16 protein-coding genes are annotated in these 22,143 nt (G+C 55.8%); 10 read left to right on the top strand and 6 right to left on the bottom strand.

Features of this window, described 5'->3' with window-relative positions; genetic code table 11:
- Window positions 1-322 (top strand): GNAT family N-acetyltransferase (locus QQL24_RS00080; RefSeq protein WP_284309829.1); only part of this gene is annotated, 322 nt, incomplete at its 5' end.
- 73 nt (window positions 323-395) lie between these two features.
- Complete coding sequence (locus QQL24_RS00075) at window positions 396-917, top strand: GrpB family protein (RefSeq protein WP_284309830.1); 522 nt, start codon at window positions 396-398, stop codon at window positions 915-917.
- A 56-nt stretch (window positions 918-973) separates the two neighbouring features.
- Here the strand turns inward: QQL24_RS00075 and QQL24_RS00070 are convergent, their stop codons facing one another.
- The 5 genes from QQL24_RS00070 to QQL24_RS00050 all read right to left on the bottom strand — a co-directional run bounded on the left by QQL24_RS00070 (window position 974) and on the right by QQL24_RS00050 (window position 6,188).
- Complete coding sequence (locus QQL24_RS00070; protein WP_284309828.1) at window positions 974-2,362, bottom strand: S41 family peptidase; 1,389 nt, start codon at window positions 2,360-2,362, stop codon at window positions 974-976.
- 813 nt (window positions 2,363-3,175) lie between these two features.
- Window positions 3,176-4,204, bottom strand: a complete 1,029-nt coding sequence (locus tag QQL24_RS00065) for a hypothetical protein (RefSeq protein ID WP_284309827.1) — start codon at window positions 4,202-4,204, stop codon at window positions 3,176-3,178.
- Window positions 4,205-4,395: 191 nt separating this feature from the next.
- Complete coding sequence (locus QQL24_RS00060; protein ID WP_284309826.1) at window positions 4,396-5,121, bottom strand: glycoside hydrolase family 16 protein; 726 nt, start codon at window positions 5,119-5,121, stop codon at window positions 4,396-4,398.
- Window positions 5,122-5,488: 367 nt separating this feature from the next.
- The gene (locus QQL24_RS00055) at window positions 5,489-5,980 is read right to left on the bottom strand and encodes a hypothetical protein (RefSeq protein ID WP_284309825.1); all 492 of its coding nucleotides are present in this window, start codon (window positions 5,978-5,980) and stop codon (window positions 5,489-5,491) included.
- The gene (locus tag QQL24_RS00050; protein ID WP_431310617.1) at window positions 5,973-6,188 is read right to left on the bottom strand and encodes a helix-turn-helix domain-containing protein; all 216 of its coding nucleotides are present in this window, start codon (window positions 6,186-6,188) and stop codon (window positions 5,973-5,975) included. Before QQL24_RS00050 ends, QQL24_RS00055 begins: the two co-directional genes overlap by 8 nt.
- Window positions 6,189-6,496: 308 nt before the next feature.
- Between QQL24_RS00050 and QQL24_RS00045 the strand changes: the two genes are divergently transcribed.
- From QQL24_RS00045 to QQL24_RS00035, 3 genes are all read left to right on the top strand, one after another.
- Window positions 6,497-7,018, top strand: a complete 522-nt coding sequence (locus QQL24_RS00045) for a hypothetical protein (protein WP_284309823.1) — start codon at window positions 6,497-6,499, stop codon at window positions 7,016-7,018.
- Between the two features lie 760 nt (window positions 7,019-7,778).
- Window positions 7,779-13,901 carry an AAA family ATPase gene (locus QQL24_RS00040; protein ID WP_284309822.1) on the top strand — a complete coding sequence of 2,041 codons (6,123 nt, stop codon included), beginning with the start codon at window positions 7,779-7,781 and terminating at the stop codon, window positions 13,899-13,901.
- Window positions 13,898-15,523, top strand: coding sequence for an AAA family ATPase (locus QQL24_RS00035; RefSeq protein WP_284309821.1), 1,626 nt, complete (start codon window positions 13,898-13,900; stop codon window positions 15,521-15,523). Before QQL24_RS00040 ends, QQL24_RS00035 begins: the two co-directional genes overlap by 4 nt.
- Window positions 15,524-15,804: 281 nt before the next feature.
- On the opposite strand, the gene QQL24_RS00030 is transcribed toward QQL24_RS00035, so the two are convergent.
- On the bottom strand, window positions 15,805-17,292 hold the full coding sequence (locus tag QQL24_RS00030) for a sigma-54 interaction domain-containing protein (protein ID WP_284309820.1): 1,488 nt from the start codon (window positions 17,290-17,292) through the stop codon (window positions 15,805-15,807).
- 147 nt (window positions 17,293-17,439) lie between these two features.
- Between QQL24_RS00030 and QQL24_RS00025 the strand changes: the two genes are divergently transcribed.
- The 5 genes from QQL24_RS00025 to QQL24_RS00005 all read left to right on the top strand — a co-directional run bounded on the left by QQL24_RS00025 (window position 17,440) and on the right by QQL24_RS00005 (window position 21,610).
- On the top strand, window positions 17,440-17,757 hold the full coding sequence (locus QQL24_RS00025) for a hypothetical protein (RefSeq protein ID WP_284309819.1): 318 nt from the start codon (window positions 17,440-17,442) through the stop codon (window positions 17,755-17,757).
- The gene (locus QQL24_RS00020) at window positions 17,754-18,026 is read left to right on the top strand and encodes a helix-turn-helix domain-containing protein (protein WP_284309818.1); all 273 of its coding nucleotides are present in this window, start codon (window positions 17,754-17,756) and stop codon (window positions 18,024-18,026) included. Before QQL24_RS00025 ends, QQL24_RS00020 begins: the two co-directional genes overlap by 4 nt.
- Complete coding sequence (locus tag QQL24_RS00015) at window positions 18,023-19,882, top strand: DEAD/DEAH box helicase family protein (RefSeq protein WP_284309816.1); 1,860 nt, start codon at window positions 18,023-18,025, stop codon at window positions 19,880-19,882. The genes QQL24_RS00020 and QQL24_RS00015 overlap by 4 nt, the downstream gene beginning before the upstream one ends.
- A gap of 190 nt (window positions 19,883-20,072) precedes the next feature.
- Window positions 20,073-20,537, top strand: a complete 465-nt coding sequence (locus tag QQL24_RS00010) for a hypothetical protein (RefSeq protein WP_284309815.1) — start codon at window positions 20,073-20,075, stop codon at window positions 20,535-20,537.
- Window positions 20,537-21,610 carry a serine/threonine-protein kinase gene (locus QQL24_RS00005; protein WP_284309813.1) on the top strand — a complete coding sequence of 358 codons (1,074 nt, stop codon included), beginning with the start codon at window positions 20,537-20,539 and terminating at the stop codon, window positions 21,608-21,610. The genes QQL24_RS00010 and QQL24_RS00005 overlap by 1 nt, the downstream gene beginning before the upstream one ends.
- The last annotated feature ends 533 nt before the right edge of the window (window positions 21,611-22,143 follow it).

The raw sequence follows: 22,143 nt of genomic DNA, 5'->3' as shown, positions 1-22,143 counted from the left end.
TCGGTTCCAGCCCGAGTTAATGGTCGTCGCGCTGGATGGTGGGGCTGTCGTTGGTTCAGTGATGGCGGGATACGAGGGTCACCGAGGCTGGCTTTCGCGGATCGCGGTATTGAAGTCACATAGAGAGCAAGGAATAGGGCTGAAGCTTCTTGCTGAGGCCGAACGCCGCCTTATGGCCTTGGGCTGCACCAAGGTGAATTTGCAGGTGGTCGACTCCAATGCGGCCGTGGTCGAGTTCTATCAACGATCAGGCTATCGGGTCGAACCGCGTATCAGCATGAGCAAAATCTTGCGACGGGATGGCCGGCTTCGAGGCCCCTAAATTCAGCGACGCAGCAGAAATTAGGCGTTAAAATCGTCGCAGAAAGCCAGGTTTTGCGACAAGGAGAAGTCAGCTGCCACCACCCGTCAAAGTCCAGCTGCTGCCCCACGATCCGCAGTGGGCTGAGAAGGCGGCCGCAGAAGCCAACGCGCTCGCGCTTGCCATGGGTCCTACATTGCTGACAGTTCACCATGTCGGATCAACGGCAGTTCCGGGCATTCGCGCAAAGCCGATCCTGGATCTCATACCTGTCGTTAAATGCCTCCCGGAGCTGGAGCGTCGCCGTGCCGATCTCGAGGCGTTAGGTTATGAATGGTGGGGCGAGTTCGGCCTGCCTGGGCGACGCTACTGCACGAAGGCCGATCCCGTGACAGCCCGCAGGCTGGTCCAGCTTCACTGCTACGTCGAGGGTTCGTCAGAGATCGTCAGGCATCTCGCCTTTCGTGATTATCTACGGGAAAGACCAGACGTGGCCGCGGCCTATGATCGAGAGAAGGCGCGTTGCCAGAGCTTGCATCCCGACAACTCGCACGCCTATGGCGATTGCAAGAATGCATGGATACGGAAGATTGAGTCAGAAGCCCTCGCCAGATGAAGCCGTAGCGGTTTCTTGCGAAAATCCTGACTTTCGGAACAACCCTAGCCGGCGTGTCATTTCGAACGAGCGAGGGCCGCATCCAACACGGGGTCGCGGCCCGCCGCGTATTCGGCGAAGGACTCGTCGATTTTCACTTCCGGCTCGATGCTTATGGCCCCCTGAGTGAAGATAGCAGCCGGCCAATAACAATCTGGATTATCGGAGCAGCCGCGCTCCCAGTCCTCGAACTTGGTGCTGTAGAAAACCGGAATCTTTGAGTTGGGCAGTGTCTTTATGTCTGGCTCCGCCCAGAATCTAGCTTCGTCGCCCATTGGCTCGCCTATCAGCGTCACACGGTCGGGGGCCGAGCGTTTCAGCATGGCCGCCGTGACCAGAGCGGCCGAAAAGGTTGCGCGACTGACAAGAACGAAGACCTGGCCATTACGAGGCACGAGCCTTGGCAGTGCCTGAGCGAACAGCATCGTCTCGAGGAAATTGCCGCCGTTGTTCAGCCGCAGATCGACGATCACAAACCGGGGGCGTTTGGACACCACCAGATCCTGCAGAACTCCAAAGAGCAAGTCGTCGGCAAGCGGATCTTTGCCCTTGCTGTCGAGAAAATTGCTGCGGACATAGAGGATCTTTGATGCCTCATCCCCGATCCATAGGGTCCGAACTGGCGCCGGCCTTCCGTAGCCTGGCGAATGCTTTTCGACGCCATCGAGCACATGCACCCAGCGATCCACCTTATCCTTTTCATCGGGAACAAGAGCGTACCACCCGTAAAGCACGGGCTCGCGTGGGTCACTAGGATCCGGAATGGCAGGACCGAGGCTACCGCTTTTTAGCGTTCCGTTACGAAGACGCAGCGTCAAAGGAATATCATTTTCTTGCGATGCCACGCCAATGCGGCGCAGGATCGTCGGGCTCATCAGATAGGCCGCGCTCAGGTAGCGAATTCTCTGATCAGTCCCAGAAATATAGGGAGCCACACGGACCAGGGCTTCCGCCGCCGTCATATCACCGAATTTTTCGATGCAAGCTCCCAGTAGCTCGGCGAAGCCGGGCGCCGCGCTTAGAATATAGAGCCCGTCGGGAAACCACCATGCTCTGATTGGCATCGTATCCAAGAAGCGTCCAATCACGGGGGCGGTGTGCCCGTTGCGCGGAATTGCAACTGCTCTCATGACATCCAGTACAAGGTCTTTGGCCGAGGACGTCCCGGATCTGGCGATGGCTTCGGCAATGGCGCTTTCGAATGCGGTGCGTTGCTCGTGATTGAAGCTCTTATCCCCTGGCGCCCATTGCGCCTCGAGGAATGTCAGATCTTCTCGTATCTGCGCGGGAGTAAGATCTGGCAGGTCTGTTTCCGGGCTAGGCAATTGCCACGCGAAAGCAGGAAAACTCGAGCCAGCCAATACGGCAGCGGCGCCCATCATCCAGTCGCGACGATTCAACCTCATAGCGTTACTCCAGCCAGTCGGCCGATATCGCCCTCCGCCAATACCCTATAGATCGTTGTTGGATGCTCGCCGAGGCCTTTCGCAACCTGACGCGCTGACTTTCCCTCATGCGGAGCTTTTGTCCCAGAGCGATCTGTCCTGCCTGCAACGCCGGCGCTCGACCGAAATGCAATTCCTTGCTCCTTGCCGCTCATCGGCGAGTGCTGATGCACGGATGAATGAGAGCCGGCACTCGAACGCGCCGATGTCGGCCAGCTTGAAAAAGCTCCTGGCCTCGCTGGCATTCGGGCTACCCCATCGAATGCGGTCGGGTTTCGGCCGGACGCCTCGGCGCTTAAAGGTCCACCCACGGCGGAGGCCACCGAAAATCAGGCATATGCCAGACCATGGTGCCGATCTAAATCCCGCAACCCCAAGGCAATGCGGACTATCGTGGCACTATGGATCGGAATACATGGTGCCGAGCGAACCCTCCTAACCAGCGTGCAGACCACAACAATTCGGCGAAGAGGGCCGACGCAGTGCCGTTCGCTTTTATCTTGCCCTCCTAATCGGCCGTGTTTCCGCTGCTCTTCTGGCCATCGTCGTTTCTCCTTCTGGCTACGATAATAGACTACGCCGTTCTCCACGATACGCTGCCGCGCATGCTCCCACTTGAACTGAGATGAGCACCAAAAGTGACGAAGACCTGCCCGCCACGCCGAGCTTCTCGGCGGCCACCTCGGAATTCCAGCAATAGAAGCCGCGGAAATGGCGATCGGGCGAGCCGCCTGGCAACTGCCCGGCCTCGATCGGGTGTGGTCCACGTCGCGGCTAGAAGGAGGCCAGCGCCGAGCGCCCGGTTTCCGTCAGATGGCCGCAGCGATAGACGGCGAAGCCTTCACGGCTGTCGAGCCATGCGTAGTAAAAGAGCCCGATGATTTGCTTTTGCGCGACATAGGGCCGGAGGGTGCTGCGGGTTTCGTCGACCAGGGCGACCGGGTCCTTTTCATTGGGCGGGCAAGCCGCATCCTGGTTAGGGATGCCCCATTCGGTGATCCAGCAGGGCTTGCCGCCGCCGGCCCCCACCGCCTTGCATTCCGCCAGGACATATTTCCGCAACCGGTCCCGGCGGCCCGCATCGGCGCTCGGATTTCCGGGGTCGTTCGTCCAGGGGTAGGTATGGACACCGTAGGCGTCCACAAGGTCGTCCAGGCCATGGGCTCGCAAGAAGTCGAGGGTCGCCGCCGCGCCGACCGCGTCGAGTCGCGCCGTGCGAGGGGCGTCCGGAGCCTCATTGAACACCAAGCCGGCGCTGATGATCGGGGTGTGCTGGCTCAGCTTCGATCTTGAGCGGACGTCTTTGATGACCGCCAGCAGCTTTAGATACTGCAGATAGCCCTTGGCCACCTGCCCAGCCTCGGGATCATGGGCGAGGTCTTGCAGATTGAATTCCCTGGATCGGGTGGGGTTTTCGGCGGGCAAGCTGAAATCCGCATTGAACATCGGGGAATTGATCTCGTTGCCAAGCTCGAAGCCGGCGAGCGCGACGCCCGCCGCGTCCAGCTTGGCGACAAGCGGCTCGAAAGACTTGCGGAACCGATCCGGATCGGCGGCGGATAGAGGCGGCCCGCCCCACACGCCGAAGGCATTGGGCCACGGCCGACCGGGCGCGCCCAACCGGTACTGCAGCGGAACCAGCCACAGGATATGTACGTCCTGTGCCTGGGCGCGCTTAGCGAAGTCGATGCCCTTGTCGTCGAGCGTGAGTCCGGCCCGGATGTAGTGAACACCAGCCGCGTGCAGCTGGGACAGAATGGTGTTCTGCTGCGCGGCGCTCAGCGAGCCAATGGCGGCGTTCACGCTGACAATCGGGTCCGGCGTCTGGGCCTGCGCCGGCCGAGATCCAAACGCCACCCAAAGCATGCAACCAAAGGCGACAACACCGGCAGCAAACCTTGCAATCCGCTGGCCTACGCGAGGGTTGGCGATTCCTTCTATCATAGCTCGCGTCCCTTAAACTGGGAAAGACCACCGCCGTCCCGGTAGTCCACTCAGGGATTCGAAAAGATCTTGAGCGACTGGACCGCCATATGGTGGCCTACGGGGTTATCGGGGACCTTGCCGGCGAAATCCGCCAGTGCGGTGGCGAAGCGGACGTCGGCCGGCTTGTCGATGCCGCCAACCCGCGTGAGCGCGGCGATCGGCTCGCCGTCGATCTCGAAGATCAGCTCGGTCGGGGTCCAAAGGACGCCGTAGTCATGGAAGCCAGCGGCCAGGTTGCAGGCGCACTTGCTGTCGAAGCCGACCGAGGCCCCGCCGGGATTCCAGTTGTGCAGTGTCATGTGCGCGTCGTTCGGGTAGTGCGCCTCGACGACGTCGATCTCGTAGGCGGCGTCGCTGGCCAGCCAGAAGGCGTTGTTGACGCCGGTCTCGTTCGCCACCTGCAGGCTGGCTTCGAACAGGCCATATCGCTGCTTGAACTTGCTGATTATGTATCCGGTGGCCCACTTGGCGTGGCAGGCAGGGGCGGCGGTAGTGCGCAGTTGTAGTCCGGCTGGGGTCGTCACCACATTGGCCGGCTGGCGGCAGGACCTGAGGTCGGACCGGTCATCGGCCTGTAGGGTCCACTGCGCCCGCAACTCTGCAGGGTCGGTGAAGTTGGTTTCGATCGCCGGGCGGCCAGCGCGATAGCGCGCGATCAAGGCGCGGTCGGCGGCAGTGACCGGGCGACGTGTTCCCCAGGGTTGGTTCGGCGTGCCCCAGGTTGCTGGCGCCATCTGCGCCGCCTCCGCGCCCTGAACCCACAGACCGGCGACAAGGCCCGCTACGGCCCAAGATCGGCTTGGAAGTATCCTTCGGGCAGCCATGTTCGATGTCACCGGTTCAACGGGCTCAGGACAACTCTGCCCGACGTGCTTACTCGATGAGTGGGTTGGTGGTTCCAATCGCTCATCGAGATCATCCTTGCTGCATTGCGGTGGGGCGCAGTTAAGCGCGGAGGGCGTTGGCACGCTACCGACTGGGGGTTGATCACATTGAGGTAGCCCACACGCTCAGCGGCGGCGAGCGCTTAGGCTAACAAGGGTGTGGCCGGTCGGCCACGCAAGGAGCGGGCGGCCCGGTCGAGGCCGGAAGTCGTTGTCCTCAGCCATCGCCAGCCCCGGCAATGTGTGGAAAGGACAGGTTCAGCAATGTCTTAAGTGTCGTACGCACATTGCGTGCCGAAGCCACACATTGCTGGATGAGACAAAAATTACAACAAAAACCAACACCCCGACCGCGCCGCACATTGCGGCCTTTTATCTGGCCATCACGGTCGTACTTCTTCTCGCGCTCAATCAGACTCCTAATATCTACGCCATTAAACGCTACAATACTACACACCTCATCACCACATACGCGCCCAATTAGACATCGTGCGTACTGCGCAAAACGCAAAATCGCAGCCGTCAAATGGCGGTTGGGCAACACTTGTCGTGCTGTCGAAGCACATTCCGCGCGACCGCCGACTAACACTTCGATTTGCTCGAACTGGCGGAAAGGATGGGTATCAGCCAGCAGTCCCCGAGCCAAGATGTGGCAGTGGACGGGCAGTGGGCGCGCAATAGCATTGCGCGCCGTTGGCTGCTCATTCAATCGATGATGGCTTCTTCAGACGCGCCCCGACACCGCCACCGTTCTCAGGAATGAACTCGATGCCACCGCTCTCTAGCGCAGCGCGTAGGAGTTCTATCGTCTGTGGCTTCAGCTGATCTCCTCGCTCAAAGCGCGCAACGGTATCGGGCGAAACGCCGGCATTTCGGGCGAGATCCCTCGTGCCCCAATTGAGCGCAATGCGCGCCATTCTACATTGGATTACATTCATTTCGTAACAGTGACACGATTTTGTTTGCTCTTTACGCGATGCAGAATTATCGTATCTACGATACGATTTTGAGGAGTTACCTCATGCGGCTGCAGACGATGTTGAGACCATCCTCTGCAGCCTGACCACAACCCAAGCTGTATGGAGCTCGGATCATGGCTGATTCTGAGACTAGCACGACTCTGTCTGGACTATCACGAAGGGATGTTCTCTCCACCCTTCTGACCACAGCCGGTGGCACAGCTTTCTCTCATCCGGGAGCGTTGAGGCCGATAGCCGAGCGACGAATGGACCCCGCCCTCGTTGCATGGAAATCCTGGCGTTCAGCTCACCGCAACGCGCTCAACGCGTGCCGAAAACAACAACGCTTGGAGACCGAACTGGCGCGCACGGTTGGTTTTCCCAGTGTCACTTTCGATGCTCCCGAGCTACCGCAGCCGGTGCGAATTGCATCGCTGCAGACACTCGATGAACTTGCGATGAGAGTGCCATCCATTCGCCAGGCGCAGGCCTTTCTGGCCGCTGAATTGCATGCTCATCGCGCGCGCTGGGACGAGGCTGATCGAAGGCTCGGCTATTCCGCCGCTCTACAGCAGGAAGTGGCTGCATATACCGACGAGGCGCGGTTCGCCGAGCGATTGTTGTCGGTCGATGCGATTTCAATCGCCGGGGTCGCCGCGAAGATCGACATACTCATCGAGACGGAAGCACCAAGCGAAACATGCGATGAATTCCCGTGGCCCGCGCTTCGCAAGATCCGCAGCGACCTCATTCGAATAATGCATCAGACGCTCGATCACACGGTTTGAAAGACTGAGCCATCGTGCCAACCACTCCGACGCGATCTCGATTAGAGATTGCTTCGGATACACAGCCAAGTGGTTCAGAAATGTCATTTGGCTGTCAAGAATTGGCTGTTGCTGTGGTGCCGCCCGCAGTTCCAGTTCGATGTCTCGCGACCGCTCATTACATGCTAGTCGGCCGTGAACCGGCATCATGACCTGACGTTTGTATCGGAAACGAAATCAACGACAATGGAATGACGGCGCGATGATGACCGTTGCTAACTTGCCGCCGGTATCAGATATTACTCTCTCATTCGATGGTGGTAAGAAGCCCCGAGCCGATCATTCCTGCACACGCATGCAGGGGCGCCACGAAACCTCTGAGATTATGTGAATCGACCTTCATCGACGTCGCATCGACTACGACGCGAGACGGGGGAGTCCATTGAAGCTTTCGATCGTAGGCAATTCTTCAATCTGGCATCGCTAGAGGTGATATGACGTGTTAGCGAGATAGGTCATCTGGCCGCCGCAAAATGAGCGCTCGGCCTAGCCTGACCTCATAGTCGTGAGGAGAGCGATGGCAGGAGGAACGCGATCGCAAGCTATTCTAACGTCAAGACCTACATTTTCCTTGGAGTTGTGGAGCGATCCTTCGGCATCAACGACGAGTCTAACCGAATGGGCGCTTGACCATGACAAGATCGTCTCTTTGAGCTACTAACATCTTGCACGACGATGTATCCAAAAAAGACCGGAAGCGGCTCCCAACGTTGATAGAAAAATGAGTATCGATACTGGCAAAGACGGCGCTAAAGAGTTGGGCGTGAGTAGTCCATCATATCCAATCGATTCTATTACAGATTGGGCTCAGCTGCGCAGCCCGATTCTTTCTCTTCCTAGTCGGATAGATTCAGATTGGTTTAAACGCTGGTTTCTCGTTTCGAATCGAAATCTTCGATTGTTCCATGAAAGATGGGGATCTGTAGTTCAATCATTGACTGGCTTCCCTTGGCCTGCAGAACGGCCGGATGTGGCCGAGCTTTTTGTTATTCTTCCGGAAGCTGCGAGATATCCGTTTTTCCTTATGTTCCTGGTAAGTCAGTTAGACAGCTTGCCAAAGAGCAAACATCCACAGTTTAAAAAACTATATACGGAATACTTAGCGGCTTGGCGGGCGGCAGGGCGCGAAAAACCAGCTATCCTAAATAAGAACAATGACGAAATTCGCTCACAACTGGCCGAGCTTGCGAGAATCGGCGGTGGCGAGGTTGTAACGGCAATTATTTTGTTGGAGTGGGGATCTAGCGCTAAACCTGACAAAGTGGCGTCGATGCGGAACGTCGCGCGCGCGGTGCCTGACATGGCCGATTACATCGAGCTCATTATGGCATGTTCATTTTCCGAATTCGACGCAATCCGCCGGGAAGTAAGAGAAGGAAACCTGGCTTCTGATAGCTCCGGAAAACCCGACCCGCGGACAAAGGTCGCGCCGCTCACCGAAACCGGCGGTCATAACACCCTCATGCAACCATCCGACACTTCAGGGATCAACACGGGCGCCGGCAAAGACGGAATGGCTTCTAGCGTTTCGGACTGGAATCGTACTCTAGGGCATCTGATCGATCGATTACAGGCAGCGCGCGGAGAAAAGCCCGATCAGAAAGCCGTGGCGGATATTGAGGAATTAACTCGCCAGTTATCTAGCAATTACGAGACCTATGACCAGGTCGCTCGAACGACATCGGAGACTGCGGGATACATTGCAATGTGCTCGGCCATCGTTTCTGATGTTCGCCAAGCTTTTGACCAAATTGAAATACTCACGGGTGACCTTGCTGTCTATCTGGAGACGGTATGTGAAGCTTTGTCGAAAATTCCCGCCTCAACTCAGAACGCGATCTTACTGGCTTCTACGCAGGCAGTAGCCGACGCAGAAGTTGCAGTCGCGGAGTGTATCGCTGCAAAACAAGAGTATGAACGCGCTACCACCCTCCCACTAAAGGAATATTTTAGAATAGCACCCGCGATAGTTCAGATAGCCGAAACAACGGGCCGTAGAGCATTGTCAATTATAGAGAGTGCATCGATCCCGCTTCTGGACGCAGAAGATCAATCACCGGTCTTAGACAAAAATCTCCGTTTATCAAACAATTTGAGTAACGAGGATTCGCAATGCGAAACATACGAAGCTTCCGACGTCAATCGCGACGCACCGGCGCTTGGCGAAACGTCCGACGCGAATACCGAAAGATCGGAGATTGACCAAGCGAATAGCTTAAAACCAAATCTATCGACCGATTTGGAGGCGATGGTAGAAGATCAATTCTCCATCCCTGCACTACCAGTCATTCAGCCAACAGTGATAAACGATGCCGATCCACTTCTTGAAGATATCAACCAAAAATTAGATGATCTCTTTGACAATCACGAATTTGGCTTGGGCTATCATTTAGCGAAAGCTAGCGAGGTTACGTTCGGAGAGATTGGACGCCCACACTACAGCTCCGACGAGTTTCGAATTTTCGCGTTGGGCGAACGATTAGTTGGAGTGACGAAGTTTGAACCGGAAGGTTTCCGGGAGTCACTGGGTGTCTGCGCATCTGCGGTGCACGCGAGAAGGACGGACCTATCTGCGAGAGAAGAGGCAACGCGAGTAGCGCTGATCGCTGCTGTAATTCCAACGGCGCTGTTTGACGTATCCGATAGCGTCAACGCATTCGCGATTATAGATGCAATTCCGGCCACCGGAGCGTGCAGCGGATTTTTCAGGCTGAAGGAAGCTCTGGAGGACAATCGCAAGTCAGGCTTCGTCGTGACAGTGGCCAACATTCGCTCCGTCAGTGGTGCACGTGCCGGCCAAACCTACGCCGAAGAACTTCGAGAGGCTGTGTTTGACCGCATTCGATCACTTGAGACTGCCACCTTTCGGTTTGTACTGGGTCTGCGGGTAAGGCGCGCGCTCACCGCTGCTACAGGAGAGATTGGGACCCTGCACGCGGCATTAATGGGTCCCCGCCCTGCCGAGGCTGCATCCAGATTCTTCGACGCCTACGGGTCCCGAGATGATGCCGTCGATCTCTTAAATCGGTTGGCAGCGGCCAACGGGAACGGTCAGGTTATCGATGGGGCGGCGCGGGATAGGCTTATAGCGCTAATTATTGATATCGCTTTCGCCTGCAAAGAATACCTAGATGCGACACGTGAGGCCGATGAACTAAGAGCTAACAGCAACAGAGGGTCCCTTGTTCGAAATTTAGTTTCGAATTTCTTATCCGGCATACAGTACTTTGAAACTCAGCCAGCACAGCACCAAGGAAATCGTTTAGTCGAAACGGCGTACGTATACGCCAAGGGAATCCTACGAAAATTGAAACTAGTCTTAACCGACGGGGTTGTGGAGGAGTTTGATCGGAAAGCAGCAAGCCTCGCTTTGCATGTTCCATTGCTGTGGCTTCCGGGTATGACTTGGAGCCATGCTTGGACTCCGTCTCCGAATGATGCTGTTCGACTTATTGAAACAATTGTTGCGACGCCAGTTCCGCTCCTTTCAGGCGGTCGGGAAGAAGCGTTAGGAAAAGCGATCGATGCGCGCTGTCAGGAAGACGGCTTTTTGCCAGCCAGAATGTTACTTGAATTCGCTCGAGACTTTGGTTGGACGAATCCGGAGATTGATGATGCTCGCGCTAGATTGCGCAATGCCGAAATCACCCGCACAAACCAGCTTCGTCTAAAGTATGACGAGGTCTCAATTCTGATTCAAAAAGTTCGCCGCATGGCATTGGGGTCCTTAACGCGCTCATCCGAGCTTGAGGAAAAGCTCCGCGGGATTCCAATTGAGGACATTCCTGTGGAAGTTATTTCCGATTTCATTCCGGAAGAGGTCGAAGGAACGCGTGTAGTAGATATCAATGCAGCATTTCAACGTCTCGGCGAGCTTGAGAACGAAGCAAGGAAGTTGCTGGACGAGGCAAAGACCTTGTTGGAGAAAAGCATCGACGAACTATCGCAGAAAGAGATAATAAATCAGGACGTTAAAGAGAACTTGTTAAGACTACTGAACTCCGATGATCTTGCGACCCTGTCCGACTGGATTGCTATGTTCGGAGAGGATGAGCAGCGAAGGCCGATACTCAGTGGAGCGATTGTAAATACCGCGCTCGAACGTTTCCGTGAGATTGCAGCGGTTACTCGAGGCGTTGATCTTGTCAGACTGCAGCGAGCGGCATCGGATGGCGTCGATGAGAGTAGTTTCTCTTTTTCGGACATGGATGAGGAGCGCCGAGTAGACATCAAAAATGCGGTTCAAACCTGGATTGACTTCAAACGTTCAATGAATACCGGTCTAGGTCCGCAGCAACTAGGACCGCAGCTTGCAAACCTGCTTACCCAGACAGTCGCCGAAACTGAAATTATTGAACTCAAGAAGTCCATAACAAGAGAGCCCCGCAGGACGCTGATTATCGACGTCAAAATTGGCATTCCACCAAATCCCTCGTCGCTAATTCTGCCTGAGTTTGGGAGCGCGCTGAACGGCGTTTGGCGCGTGGCCGCCGTTTCGAGCAATCTTTCCAATTCCGAGATCGTTGCTCTCGCGGACGGTATTGATGGGCGCGGAATGTTGGTTATTTTTTTGGGCTCAATGCCGTTGGATCGCCGAGAGCAGCTAAAACTGGAATGTATTAAGTTGAGTCGGAGGTTGCTACTCGTCGACGAGCTTCTTTTCATTTCAGCGCTAACAATGCTTGACCGACATCCGAGTAGTATTTTCGAATTGGCGCAGGCGTTTACCACCGCGCGTCCCTATCAAGATTACGGGCGATCCTCGCAGGTGCCGCCAGAGATGTTTAAGGGAAGAATCAAAGAAATAGCCACGATAGTACAGCCTTATGGATCGTACATCGTTTACGGAGGAAGACGGCTGGGTAAGACGGCGTTGTTGCGACACATAGCCAGACAAGTGCCAGAGTACGCCCACTTCGGCTACTTAGACTTGGCAGAAACGTCGTCCAGTGAGCTTTTCAAGAGATCTGCCAGTGTTCTTTCCCAAGTCTTTGGAGAGACGGTTGTTCGAACTGCCGATGATTTTGAGAGGGGAATTAAGAGGCATTTGGATGGCGACGAGCGGCGCCGAATTTTGCTCATGCTTGACGAAGCAGATAACTTCATACGGGATCAGGCTTCTGGGCAGAAATATCACCACATTCATCGGCTCCTCGCACTAATGGCCGATACAAATCATCGCTTCAAATTCGTTCTTTCGGGCTTGCATAACGTTTCGAGAATCTCGAAGAGCGAGAATTCGCCGCTGGCCCAAATATCCAATAATCCCGTTAGGGTAGGGCCTCTCGTGGGAAGCGATGCTGGCGATGCGGAGGATTTGGTGCGTGTCCCGTTAGCCGCGCTTGGTTACGAGTTCGACAAACGGGAAGACGTGTGGCGTGTCCTTAGCTTTGCCAATTATTATCCCATTCTTATACAAGTATTTTGTCAAGGCCTCTTAAATATTATCGAGGATCATCAGAGAAGGCGCGCGCGAATTATTAAAAAAATTCCAGGCGCAATGATCGATGAGGCAATGCGAAGCCCCGCGATTAGGGAAGCACTATATAGTAGCTTTGAGAAGACGATAAAAATGATCGAGCAGCGATATGAGTTGCTCACATACATTGTTGCTGAGCGCGCGTTGATCGACACAGGGGAGGGAGCGGACGCCGACGGGATGACGACCAATGAGGTCGCCGAACGGGCCGGCCAGTACTGGCCGCAGGCCTTTCCGCGTGGGAGCGACCCATCTGAGATCGGTTACCTTCTCGACGAGATGGAAGGTTTCGGAATCTTGAAAAGAATTCCGCCGAGCCGCTGGGCCTTGAGATCGAGGATGCTTCTCGATTTGATGGTCTCTGACGAGGAGGACCTACTGGCTCGTATCTACAGTTTTATTGATCGAACACCAGAGCCTCATTTTGACCCTAAGAACGGACGCTCAAGACTTACAAGCACCGGCCGGCCGGAGCTAGAAGCCAAAATCTCGCCTCTGACTGACGGGCAGGCCGCCCAGATGCTTTACCCCGACAGAGAATTTGGTCACGCAATCGTTCTATTCGGAGCGCCTATTGCAAATGTCGAGCTCGTTCACGCGGCAATCGAGGGAGCGCGCGCGACAAACAGCATTTCCGGGATGGAAATCGAACTGATTGTGCGGGGTTGGAAGGATCGCTCCGAACTGATGCATGAAGTACGCAAAACAAGGACCGGTGCGGGTACAAAGATATTGGTAGTCTCCAGTTTTACTGACTGGACACCAGAGTGGGCGATCGAAGCAGCAAAGCATCCCAATGTCGTAAAAGGAAATGTCCGCCCGCTATTTATTGGGAGTAGCAAACACGCCTTCAGATGGTCTTGTTCATACCCCATCACGGCCAAAACCCCGCCGAGAATACAGATCGAGACACTTAAGCCTTGGGCTCGTTCGTATATAGTTACTCGACTTGATGCACTGAACGCTCTCAAGCCAGCGACGGTAGACAGGATTCTGGATGCGACTGGCGGGTGGAACGAGCTTTGCCAAAGTCTGTTCGCGGCGGCCACAACGGGCGCACAAATAGAGAAGTCAGTTGCTGAACTTCGCGCAACACTTGGGAAGGATAGCATCCTTCCGCGTTTTGGCGTGCCGAAGGAACTCGCCGTGGAATTGCAAACGGTAGTAGAAATTTGTGGAGAAAGCACTCCCCTATCGGACCTGTTGGATGTCCTTGGCGGCGTCAATACATATGAAGTTGCAATTCGCTTTGGTGCACTGATGGGCGTTCTTGCAATCTCAAGCGATCCCCAAACTCGCGGTGGTCAGGTAGTCAGCTCTAATCCCATCGTAAGAAACTCACCTAAATCACTAGGTGAAGAATGAAGGATGTTTCCTATTGGTGGGCGCTTCCCGGTCCGGCGGGCTTTCTCTCCAGATTGGTGTCGGATCTAGCTTCCTCCGGCATTGTCGTGGTGGAATGTCCGCGTCCGGCGCCGGAAGGTCTCGTCGAGGCAATTAAGAACAAACTCGCAGGCGGAATTGCTATTGATGCGATCCAGTTCGATGGTTCGAGAATCCGAGAAGGACAGTCAATTGTTCACGAGCTCGCAATGTCAACTGGGATTGCGGGGAGCTCAATCGGCACGATTGGCGATTTCTTGGAAGCGGCCGGCGTGTACGAAACGGCTTTCGTGGTTGATGGTATACAGCCTGATGCAGTTGTCACCTGGGGCGCATTTATTCGAGCAGTAAAACACGAACGCCAACGAACGTCCGCGATAGCAGGTCCCTATCTTGTTATTTTTCAACCTCCAGGGCTTACGAAGGATAATGCGGCACGCCTTAGGGGAACTGCAAAAATCCGAAGAGTGGTTGGAATCGCGAGTTCCATCGACACGTATGCTTGGGCTGCTGCAAACGGGACACGCTTCGGTTCTGGGCTCATGGATAGGACAGCGATAGCGACCTCACTCGAGGTTGCGGCATGGTCCCGCGAGCTTTTGGGGGATATGCTTCGTTGGGACGAAGAAGACCAGTTGTTCCCACAAAAGAGGCTTGCCGAAATTGCTCAAGCAACTGCTTGGCCTTTTCCTTGCTGGGAGAATGGTCTTGTGGACCTTTGGGATGACGCCGCGGTGCCGCACGCGGCAGCCGCAGTGGCACACGGCTTCGAGGCTGAGGTCGTCCGCCGAATTTGGGTCGCTCAATCACGCACAATTTTGCCGTTTGTAGACTCCGCGAGACGAGGTCTCATTCGCAAGTACATCGATATCTTGGAGGAACGCACCTCCGTTCAAAATCCTTATTTGAGGGGTCACGAATCGACACCTCGCCCGATCACAAATCCATGGGAACTCGAATTAAACGATATTTTAATTTTATTGAGCAGTGATTTGACGGATGCGGAGACAAAGGGCGCAGTCGCCTTTCGAAATGTGAGAAACAACCTTGCTCATTTCAAACCGGTAGACGCAAGAACTCTTAAGATGATTGCAGATTGGTGGGAGTTATTTCTCGATATTCTACCTGCCGCTGTGCCTGGTTGGAGCTGGCCGCGCGTGGGGCAGAAATTAATGTTGACTGTGGGTCCTTCTGGGGCGGGAAAAAGTCACTGGGTGGAGGCTCAAGGAACAAAATCGATATCCGTCCGCGGACTCGCGGCAGAGCTGCGCCAAAAAATCTCAGGCCTAACACCGGAAGGGATGCTTCGCGTGGCAAGAGAACGAGCCGCAAAGATCCTAGAAGCAGGATCGGACGTGGTAATTGATCACACACATATGTCGGCAAAAGAACGAAGAATTAACGCGCAATCAATGCCAACCGACCTCCAAACAGAGTATGTTATTATAGATTCGATGCTGGATGAAAAACTTCACCGTCAGCCCGATCAAGAAAAAATGATCAGGGAAAGCCACCTCTTATTTCAAGATCAGATCGCTAATTGCTTGATCGGAGATAAGTTGCCCAACGTTACAGTGAAAGATAAGCGGAGTTTTAAGATTTAGAAGTGTGGGCGTCTTTTTCACAGAAACTCTTCTTACTCTTATGCAAAAGAGAAAACCTTGATAATTCCGGCTTCTCTCAATCCAGTTTGTGGGCATCTATGTTACTCGCCCTTATATGCAACGTGCTTATGGAATTCGATTCTGCAGATCATGTGGCACAACCGAGCCTCCTTTCGCTCTTTAGCGGGCTACAGCGTCGCTCGTTTCCGGCACTTCGCAGGTAATTCGATCAATTCCATGCGAGGGTTTCCGATAAATACCCGAAATCTCTCCGAAGTTATCTAAATGCCAAGCCTTTTGCGTTGGGCGTCGAGCCGCTGGTAGCTCGAGTAGCCGATGAGGTTCGCAGCTCGCGTTTTGTTGCCACCCGCCTTCTCAATTGCCCGACCGATATAGTGTGCCATTACATCTTCGAGAATTGCATCGAGATTACAGTCCCGTCCGAGCGGCCTATTGAGGATGCCTTCATCAGTCGAACGCCGGGTATCTTGGAACAATGCTGCCTCAATGTCGTCTCGCTCCAGGCACTGCCGATCGGACCAAACAAGCGCCCGACGCATGGTATTGTAAAGTTCGCGGACATTACCACGCCAGTTCTGCGTCATCAGCAGTTGGCAGGCGGATTGGCTGAGCGACTTGGGCGTGTAAAGTGGGTCGTTGGCCATCTCCGCATTGATCTTGTCCAACGCCCGGCCAATAAGTAGTGCGAGATCGCTCCCACGTTCGCGCAGTGCTGGCAAGCGTATGCGCAATACCGCTAAACGATAGAAGAGGTCCTCGCGAAATCGCCCCTGGATCATGTCGATAAATAGATCACGGTGTGTCGCCGTAATCACCCTCACATCGACCTTGCGCACCTTGTTCTCCCCGATGCGAGTGATCTCGCCCTCCTGAAGCACGCGCAGCAGCGCAACCTGTGCTTCGAGCGGCAGCTCGCCTATTTCATCGAGAAATAGTGTCCCCCCGTCAGCCTCTTCGAAACAGCCGAGCTGGGTCGAAACGGCCCCTGTAAAGGCACCCTTGACATGCCCGAACAGCCTGGACTCCACAAGCGTCGCCGGAATCGCTCCACAATTGACCACGATCATCCTACCGCGCCGCGGACTCGAATTATGCACCGCGTGCGCCAGGAGCTCCTTGCCAGTGCCGGACTCGCCTTCAATAAGAAGCGGTACGTTCCGCGGCGCGGCCTTCCGAGCAAGCGCGACGACTTCTCGCATTGCATCACTTTGAAAAATAATCTCGCCGAAGCTACTTGCCGCGACAGGTTTTTCCGCCGTCGCGGCCGCCAGCCTCCGATCCGGTTCGCGCAACAGGTCAGGCAAAATCTCAGCAGGCAGGTTGAAGGGCGTTTCGACCGTATTGAGCGACAGCAATGAGGATTCAATCAATTCGGCAGGGAAACGCGAAGTCGCGAGCAGTAGCCAGACGGACGCCATGACCGGCGTGCCTGGACTGAGGTGGAAGGTGAGACTTGGCGACGGACCTGCTTTACTGATCGCTTCCGTGATCGCTGCCGAAACGTGCCGGTAGATTTCTATGAAAGCGTTTGGCTGACTAAGCGGTGACGGCCGACAATGAATCCTGGTTTGCGGTGCGCGCAGTTCAAGCCAGGCAAGATAACGGGAAACCTCCTTTTGTGGCCAATCGGCAAGAAGCCTCACTTCGTCGAAGCGTCGCTTCAATAGCGCATTAAGAATCGGGCCATCCCAACCCTTGGTTTCCGCATCGAGGTCGGTGCGGCCGATCCAGGCAAAGAGAATATGCATCTCGAAAGCATAACCAAAACTATGATATAGTAAATATTATTATTATTGGATTCCTACTAATAAAACTAACTATTTGATTTTAATAGATTTTTGTTTTTGGCATGGTTCCTGCTTTACCCTCAACATGATGATGCAGGGATCACACAGATGAAGCGCTCGCGGCAATTGCTTATGGTATATGCGGAGCTCAGGCGGGCATTGGGCGGCTCGTTCAGCGCCAGCGATATTCTCGAATTAGCGGAGCGGTTGACCGATCTGGCCAGCTATCGCCACGTGATCGACCGTTGCCACACCACGGATGCTGCAGTTCCCGGTCTCATGCCGCTCGACCGCGCCTTTGGCGATGGCGGCTGGGCACTGCTCTGCGAGGCCTATGCTGGCGGAATGATGGGCGACGACGCCGATCCCGACTATTCCTGGCAGCCCCGCCGCCGGGCGGCGCACTTCATGGAGAATTGGGCATGAGTAATATCCGCCATAGCGGCGTCCTCGCCGCTCGCGAGCATCTCCTCTCGGGCGAGCCGATGACTCGCCTCGAGGCAATCGTTTTGTTTGGGGTTCCCGATCTAACCAAGCTCGTCAGCGACTTGCGTCGAGATGGCTTCATCGTTCACACCCGCCAAGTGCCCTATCTCACCGCGGTTACACGGGTGAACCGTCATGCGGTGCTGCAGCCGCCTACCAACTTGCCAGTCAAGGAAATCACGCTCACAGACTACTGGGTAAGCAAGTGAAGCGCAGCTTCACCCGCCGGCAGCGGATGATCGCCGCGATGATCGCGGCAGGACGCTGCTGTATCTGCAACGGTCCGCTCCCCTCGTCCTTCCATGTTGATCATCGGCGCGCCTTTGCCAGATGTGGTCCAACCATACTTTCCAACGCCCAGGCCGTATGCGCCGCCTGTAATTTCTCGAAAGGAACAAAGTACATGCTGAAGCTCCGTCCCTGGCAGCGCGAGGCCCATGACCAAGCAATCGCCTGGCTTACCGAGACCCGCACTGACCGCCATTTCCTGATCAACGCGGCACCGGGCGCCGGAAAGACGCTCGCCACGTGTGCGATCGCTGCCACACTCATCGAGAAAGGCGAGATTGATCGCGTAGTCGTGATCGCGCCGCGCTCCGAGGTGGTCAAGCAGTGGGCGAGTGATTTCGCACGTGTCACAGGCCGGCACATGAACAAGGCGACGGGTGCTGATCGGGAGCTCCATACGCTTGGGCTTGATCTATGTGCCACCTGGAGTGCGGTGAGTGGCCTTCAAGATGCATTCCAGGCGATCTGTCGCGACAGGCGTGTGCTCGTGGTGTGCGACGAACATCATCATGCTGCCGTAGCCGCGGCGTGGGGTGACAGTGCCGATAGCGCCTTTGCCGACGCTCGGTATGTCATCGTGCTGACCGGCACCCCGATTCGCTCGGATCGGGCTCAGTCAGTGTGGCTCGCTTATGACGACCGAGGCGTGATCGATCATCCCGCGGAGGGGACCTACACGCTTACTTACGGAGCAGCGGTCGACCTCGGATATTGCCGTCCCGTCACCTTCCATCGCCACGAAGGCCACTTCACGGTGGACCTTGAGGGTGGCGAGGCGGTGCGGATTTCCAGCCGAGAGAAGGCGGACATTTCCGGGAAACTCGCGCGAATCCCGGCGTTGCAGCGCGCGCTCGATTTCTACCGTCTAGCCTGTGTGCCGCAGTTCGAGCCAGGTGGTCGGATCCCGCTTGCCAGTGGTTACCAGGCGTCGATGGTTAAGTGGGCGAGTTCTAAGCTTTCCGATCTGCGCGAGCGCATGCCGCGCGCAGGCGGCCTTGTTATCGCGCCCTCAATCGAGATGGCTGAATTCTTCGTGCACCTTATCGAGCGCGTTGAAGGGGAGCGGCCGATCATCGTCCACAGCCAGATGCCGGGCGCGGAGAGCCGCATTGCAGCATTTCGCAATACAGATCGGCGCTGGATTGTGTCGGTTGCTATGATTGCCGAGGGCGTCGACATCCCCCGGCTCCGCGTCCTTATTTATCTGCCACATGCGCTTACCGAATTGGCCTTTCGGCAGGCAATCGGTCGGGTTGTGCGGACCGACGGTCCCGACGATGACACGCGTGCCTATGTGGTGATGCCAAGCTTCGATACGTTGGAGGCCTATGCGCGGCGCGTCGAGGAGGAAATGTCGGGCGATGCGCGACGCGACCACGAACCTCGCACTAAACGCTGCCCGACATGCACCGAGGAGAATCTACTAAACGCCACGGAATGCTCGGCCTGCGGCCATGAATTCCCGGCGCGTACTCGCCGCTTTCATGCTTGCCCCCAATGCGACGGGCTGAACCCTGTTGGGGCGCAAGAGTGCCAGCATTGTGGAACGAGCCTCGGCCACGCCTTCTCGCTGACGCTCGACGAGGCGCTACGCGCTGGTGCGATCGTTCGCGGCATGGAAATCGAGGAGGATGCCGTGAAGGCAAGTGAGCGGATCGCGCCTCGGGTCCGCGAAATGGTACTCAAGAGCGGCGATGCCGCGCTGGTCCGCGTGACCCAGTTGCTCCCTGAGGAGAGTTGGTCTCGGCTACGCGCCATACTGGAGGATGCGACCTGAGCGCCAAGTTATCTTGGGTAGTAGAGTTTCAGGGCTGCCGTTTAGAGCTCATCAGCGCATCGCTTTGATCTTTGGCGCAGAGCCGCGCGGTCCTTGGTCAAAAGGCCAATGCCCAGAATCACGGCGAACATGGACTGAAGTGAGAGTACCTCGTTGGCGTATAGTTGATCCCACTATAAAAGGAAACTTCATGAAGGTTCTTGGATTTCGCGGCGACCCAAAGGCCCCTCGCTATGCGGTGGTCTGCCAAGACAGCGCAACCTTTACTCTTGAAAACGCTACGAGCGACAGTAAGCTGCAGGTACCCGCGTCGATCGCAGACGAGGCGGACGCGGCACGTCTGGAGTGGATGTATCGTGAAATCCTGAGGATCTTTGACGCACACCCTGGCATTAGCAAGGTGATGGTCAAGCAGAATGAGTTCACGCAGCAGGATACGAAAGCGAAGCGCCGGTCGGCTCACACTGACGCCGCTGTCGTCCTAGCGTGCGCGCACCGTGATATCCCCGTGGAATTGAAGATCTACGCCTCGATGGGGACGACCAAAGCCAAGTCCAAGGAGCTGGCAGAGATCCGGGTTGCACGAACTGCCAAATATTGGGACGAGAAAATGGCGGACGCAGTCAACGCTGCCTGGTGGGGGCTGCGTCGTTGATGAGCCACCTTCCTTTCGCACTCGCCCCTGGAGTACGGCTATACAAATATCAGCTGATCAGAATGATTGGCCGGGGCTCGTTCGGTGAGGTTTGGTTAGCGCTCGACGTCGCACTCCAGCGGCAATTCGCTGTGAAAATCCTAAAACCGGGGGTCTCGGTGGATGAGAGACTGCGTGAAGCGCAGATCGGAAATCTCCTGTCGCACAACAACCTCGTGCACATTCATCAGGCAGATGTCGTGAATGTACACGGGGCTGACGTTGTGATCCTGGCGATGGACTACCAGCCCGGTGGTTCAATCGAAACCCTAGCAAACCCAGCGGGATATCTCTCGCTCCCAATTGTTCTCCGCATCGCGAGGGATATTCTGCAGGGGCTTGACTACCTTCACGCCCGGCACTTTTTTCACAATGACATTAAACCGGGAAACATCCTGCTTGGGCCGCAACATCAGGCGATGCTTTCAGACTACGGTATTACGGGCGTTTCGACTAATGGAGCACCCGTCGCAGCGCCGAGTGCCTACCTTCTTCATCGTGCCCCTGAAGTCGTCGCAACCGGAAACGTGGGGGTCAGTTCAGACATTTTCCAGGTCGGAATGACCCTGGCGAGATTGCTCATCAGCCTGCACCATCTGAGGGCGGTATGGGCAAGCATTGGTCCCGCGCGATATGCGCAGGACATTGCGGCCGGCAAACTTCTCGAGCAGAAGGACTTCCAGAACCACATACCGGCTTCGGTCCGAAGAGTTATTCTCAATGCCGTTCACCCGGACCCCTCTCAACGGTTTTCGAGTTCGCTGGACATGCGCCGCGCGCTTGAAAAACTGGATTTTCCAGGCCACTGGACTGTCGATGCTGCCGGCAACGAGATCGGGAAAAGCAGCTCCCATGAGTTCTCTTACGCAGTTTCGCCTGTTGCTGCAGGAAAGTTCGACGTTGTCTGTACTCGCCTCAACGTCGCTTCAAGAAAGAGCCAGCGCGTCATCCAATTCTGCAAAAAGGGACTCACAAAAAGGCAGTCTGAAAAGGTCATATCCGATTTTAAAAGCCACGTAGTGACTGGGCGATGACCTTCACAATCGTCAGCGAGCTTCTGGTCTCAGATGCCCGCCCTTCAGCGCGTGGCCGCACTATTTCTACAAGTCATTGGAAGCTAAGGTTGCCGGTGAAGCAGTTTTCGAGGGCGAATAGTGGCACAAGCGAGAGTGCGGCCTCGGGCTCGCGCATGGCTGAGGATGCTAAACCCGCACAGCGCTTCTTGTTGGCGTAGATGCCTCCAACCGCCGCGAGTGTCTGTACAAAGTTATGTCCGATAAGGCAACATTATCCGACATTTAGAGTTCTCAATTCGACGGGGCAACCGGGACTCTTACCGCTGCCAATCTAGCCGACGTCCCCTCGCTACATTCCCTGCACATCATGGTGTCGGAGCCGCCAAGGAGGGCTGGTTTACCAGAGCATCCTGTTTCCGTGGTGCGCACTGAGTGTACGAACGCAAAAACCGTCCGGGTCGGTCAGACCTGGACGGTTATTGAGTTATGACAAAAGTGGTTGCGGGGGCAGGATTTGAACCTGCGGCCTTCAGGTTATGAGCCTGACGAGC

This window comes from Labrys miyagiensis, from assembly GCF_030160835.1.
GTDB classification, from domain to species: domain Bacteria; phylum Pseudomonadota; class Alphaproteobacteria; order Rhizobiales; family Labraceae; genus Labrys; species Labrys miyagiensis.
Note: the sequence above shows the minus strand (reverse complement) of the source record. Positions and strands in the feature narration are given on the sequence as shown.

Bases quoted from the DNA above. Each gene is read 5' to 3' on its own strand.
- QQL24_RS00070 (WP_284309828.1), bottom strand. From the start codon at position 2,362: ATGAGGTTGAATCGTCGCGACTGGATGATGGGCGCCGCTGCCGTATTG.
- QQL24_RS00060 (WP_284309826.1), bottom strand. From the start codon at position 5,121: ATGGCGCCAGCAACCTGGGGCACGCCGAACCAACCCTGGGGAACACGT.
- QQL24_RS00050 (WP_431310617.1), bottom strand. From the start codon at position 6,188: ATGGCGCGCATTGCGCTCAATTGGGGCACGAGGGATCTCGCCCGAAAT.
- QQL24_RS00045 (WP_284309823.1), top strand. From the start codon at position 6,497: ATGGACCCCGCCCTCGTTGCATGGAAATCCTGGCGTTCAGCTCACCGC.
- QQL24_RS00040 (WP_284309822.1), top strand. From the start codon at position 7,779: ATGAGTATCGATACTGGCAAAGACGGCGCTAAAGAGTTGGGCGTGAGT.
- QQL24_RS00035 (WP_284309821.1), top strand. From the start codon at position 13,898: ATGAAGGATGTTTCCTATTGGTGGGCGCTTCCCGGTCCGGCGGGCTTT.
- QQL24_RS00030 (WP_284309820.1), bottom strand. From the start codon at position 17,292: ATGCATATTCTCTTTGCCTGGATCGGCCGCACCGACCTCGATGCGGAA.
- QQL24_RS00025 (WP_284309819.1), top strand. From the start codon at position 17,440: ATGAAGCGCTCGCGGCAATTGCTTATGGTATATGCGGAGCTCAGGCGG.
- QQL24_RS00020 (WP_284309818.1), top strand. From the start codon at position 17,754: ATGAGTAATATCCGCCATAGCGGCGTCCTCGCCGCTCGCGAGCATCTC.
- QQL24_RS00010 (WP_284309815.1), top strand. From the start codon at position 20,073: ATGAAGGTTCTTGGATTTCGCGGCGACCCAAAGGCCCCTCGCTATGCG.
- QQL24_RS00005 (WP_284309813.1), top strand. From the start codon at position 20,537: ATGAGCCACCTTCCTTTCGCACTCGCCCCTGGAGTACGGCTATACAAA.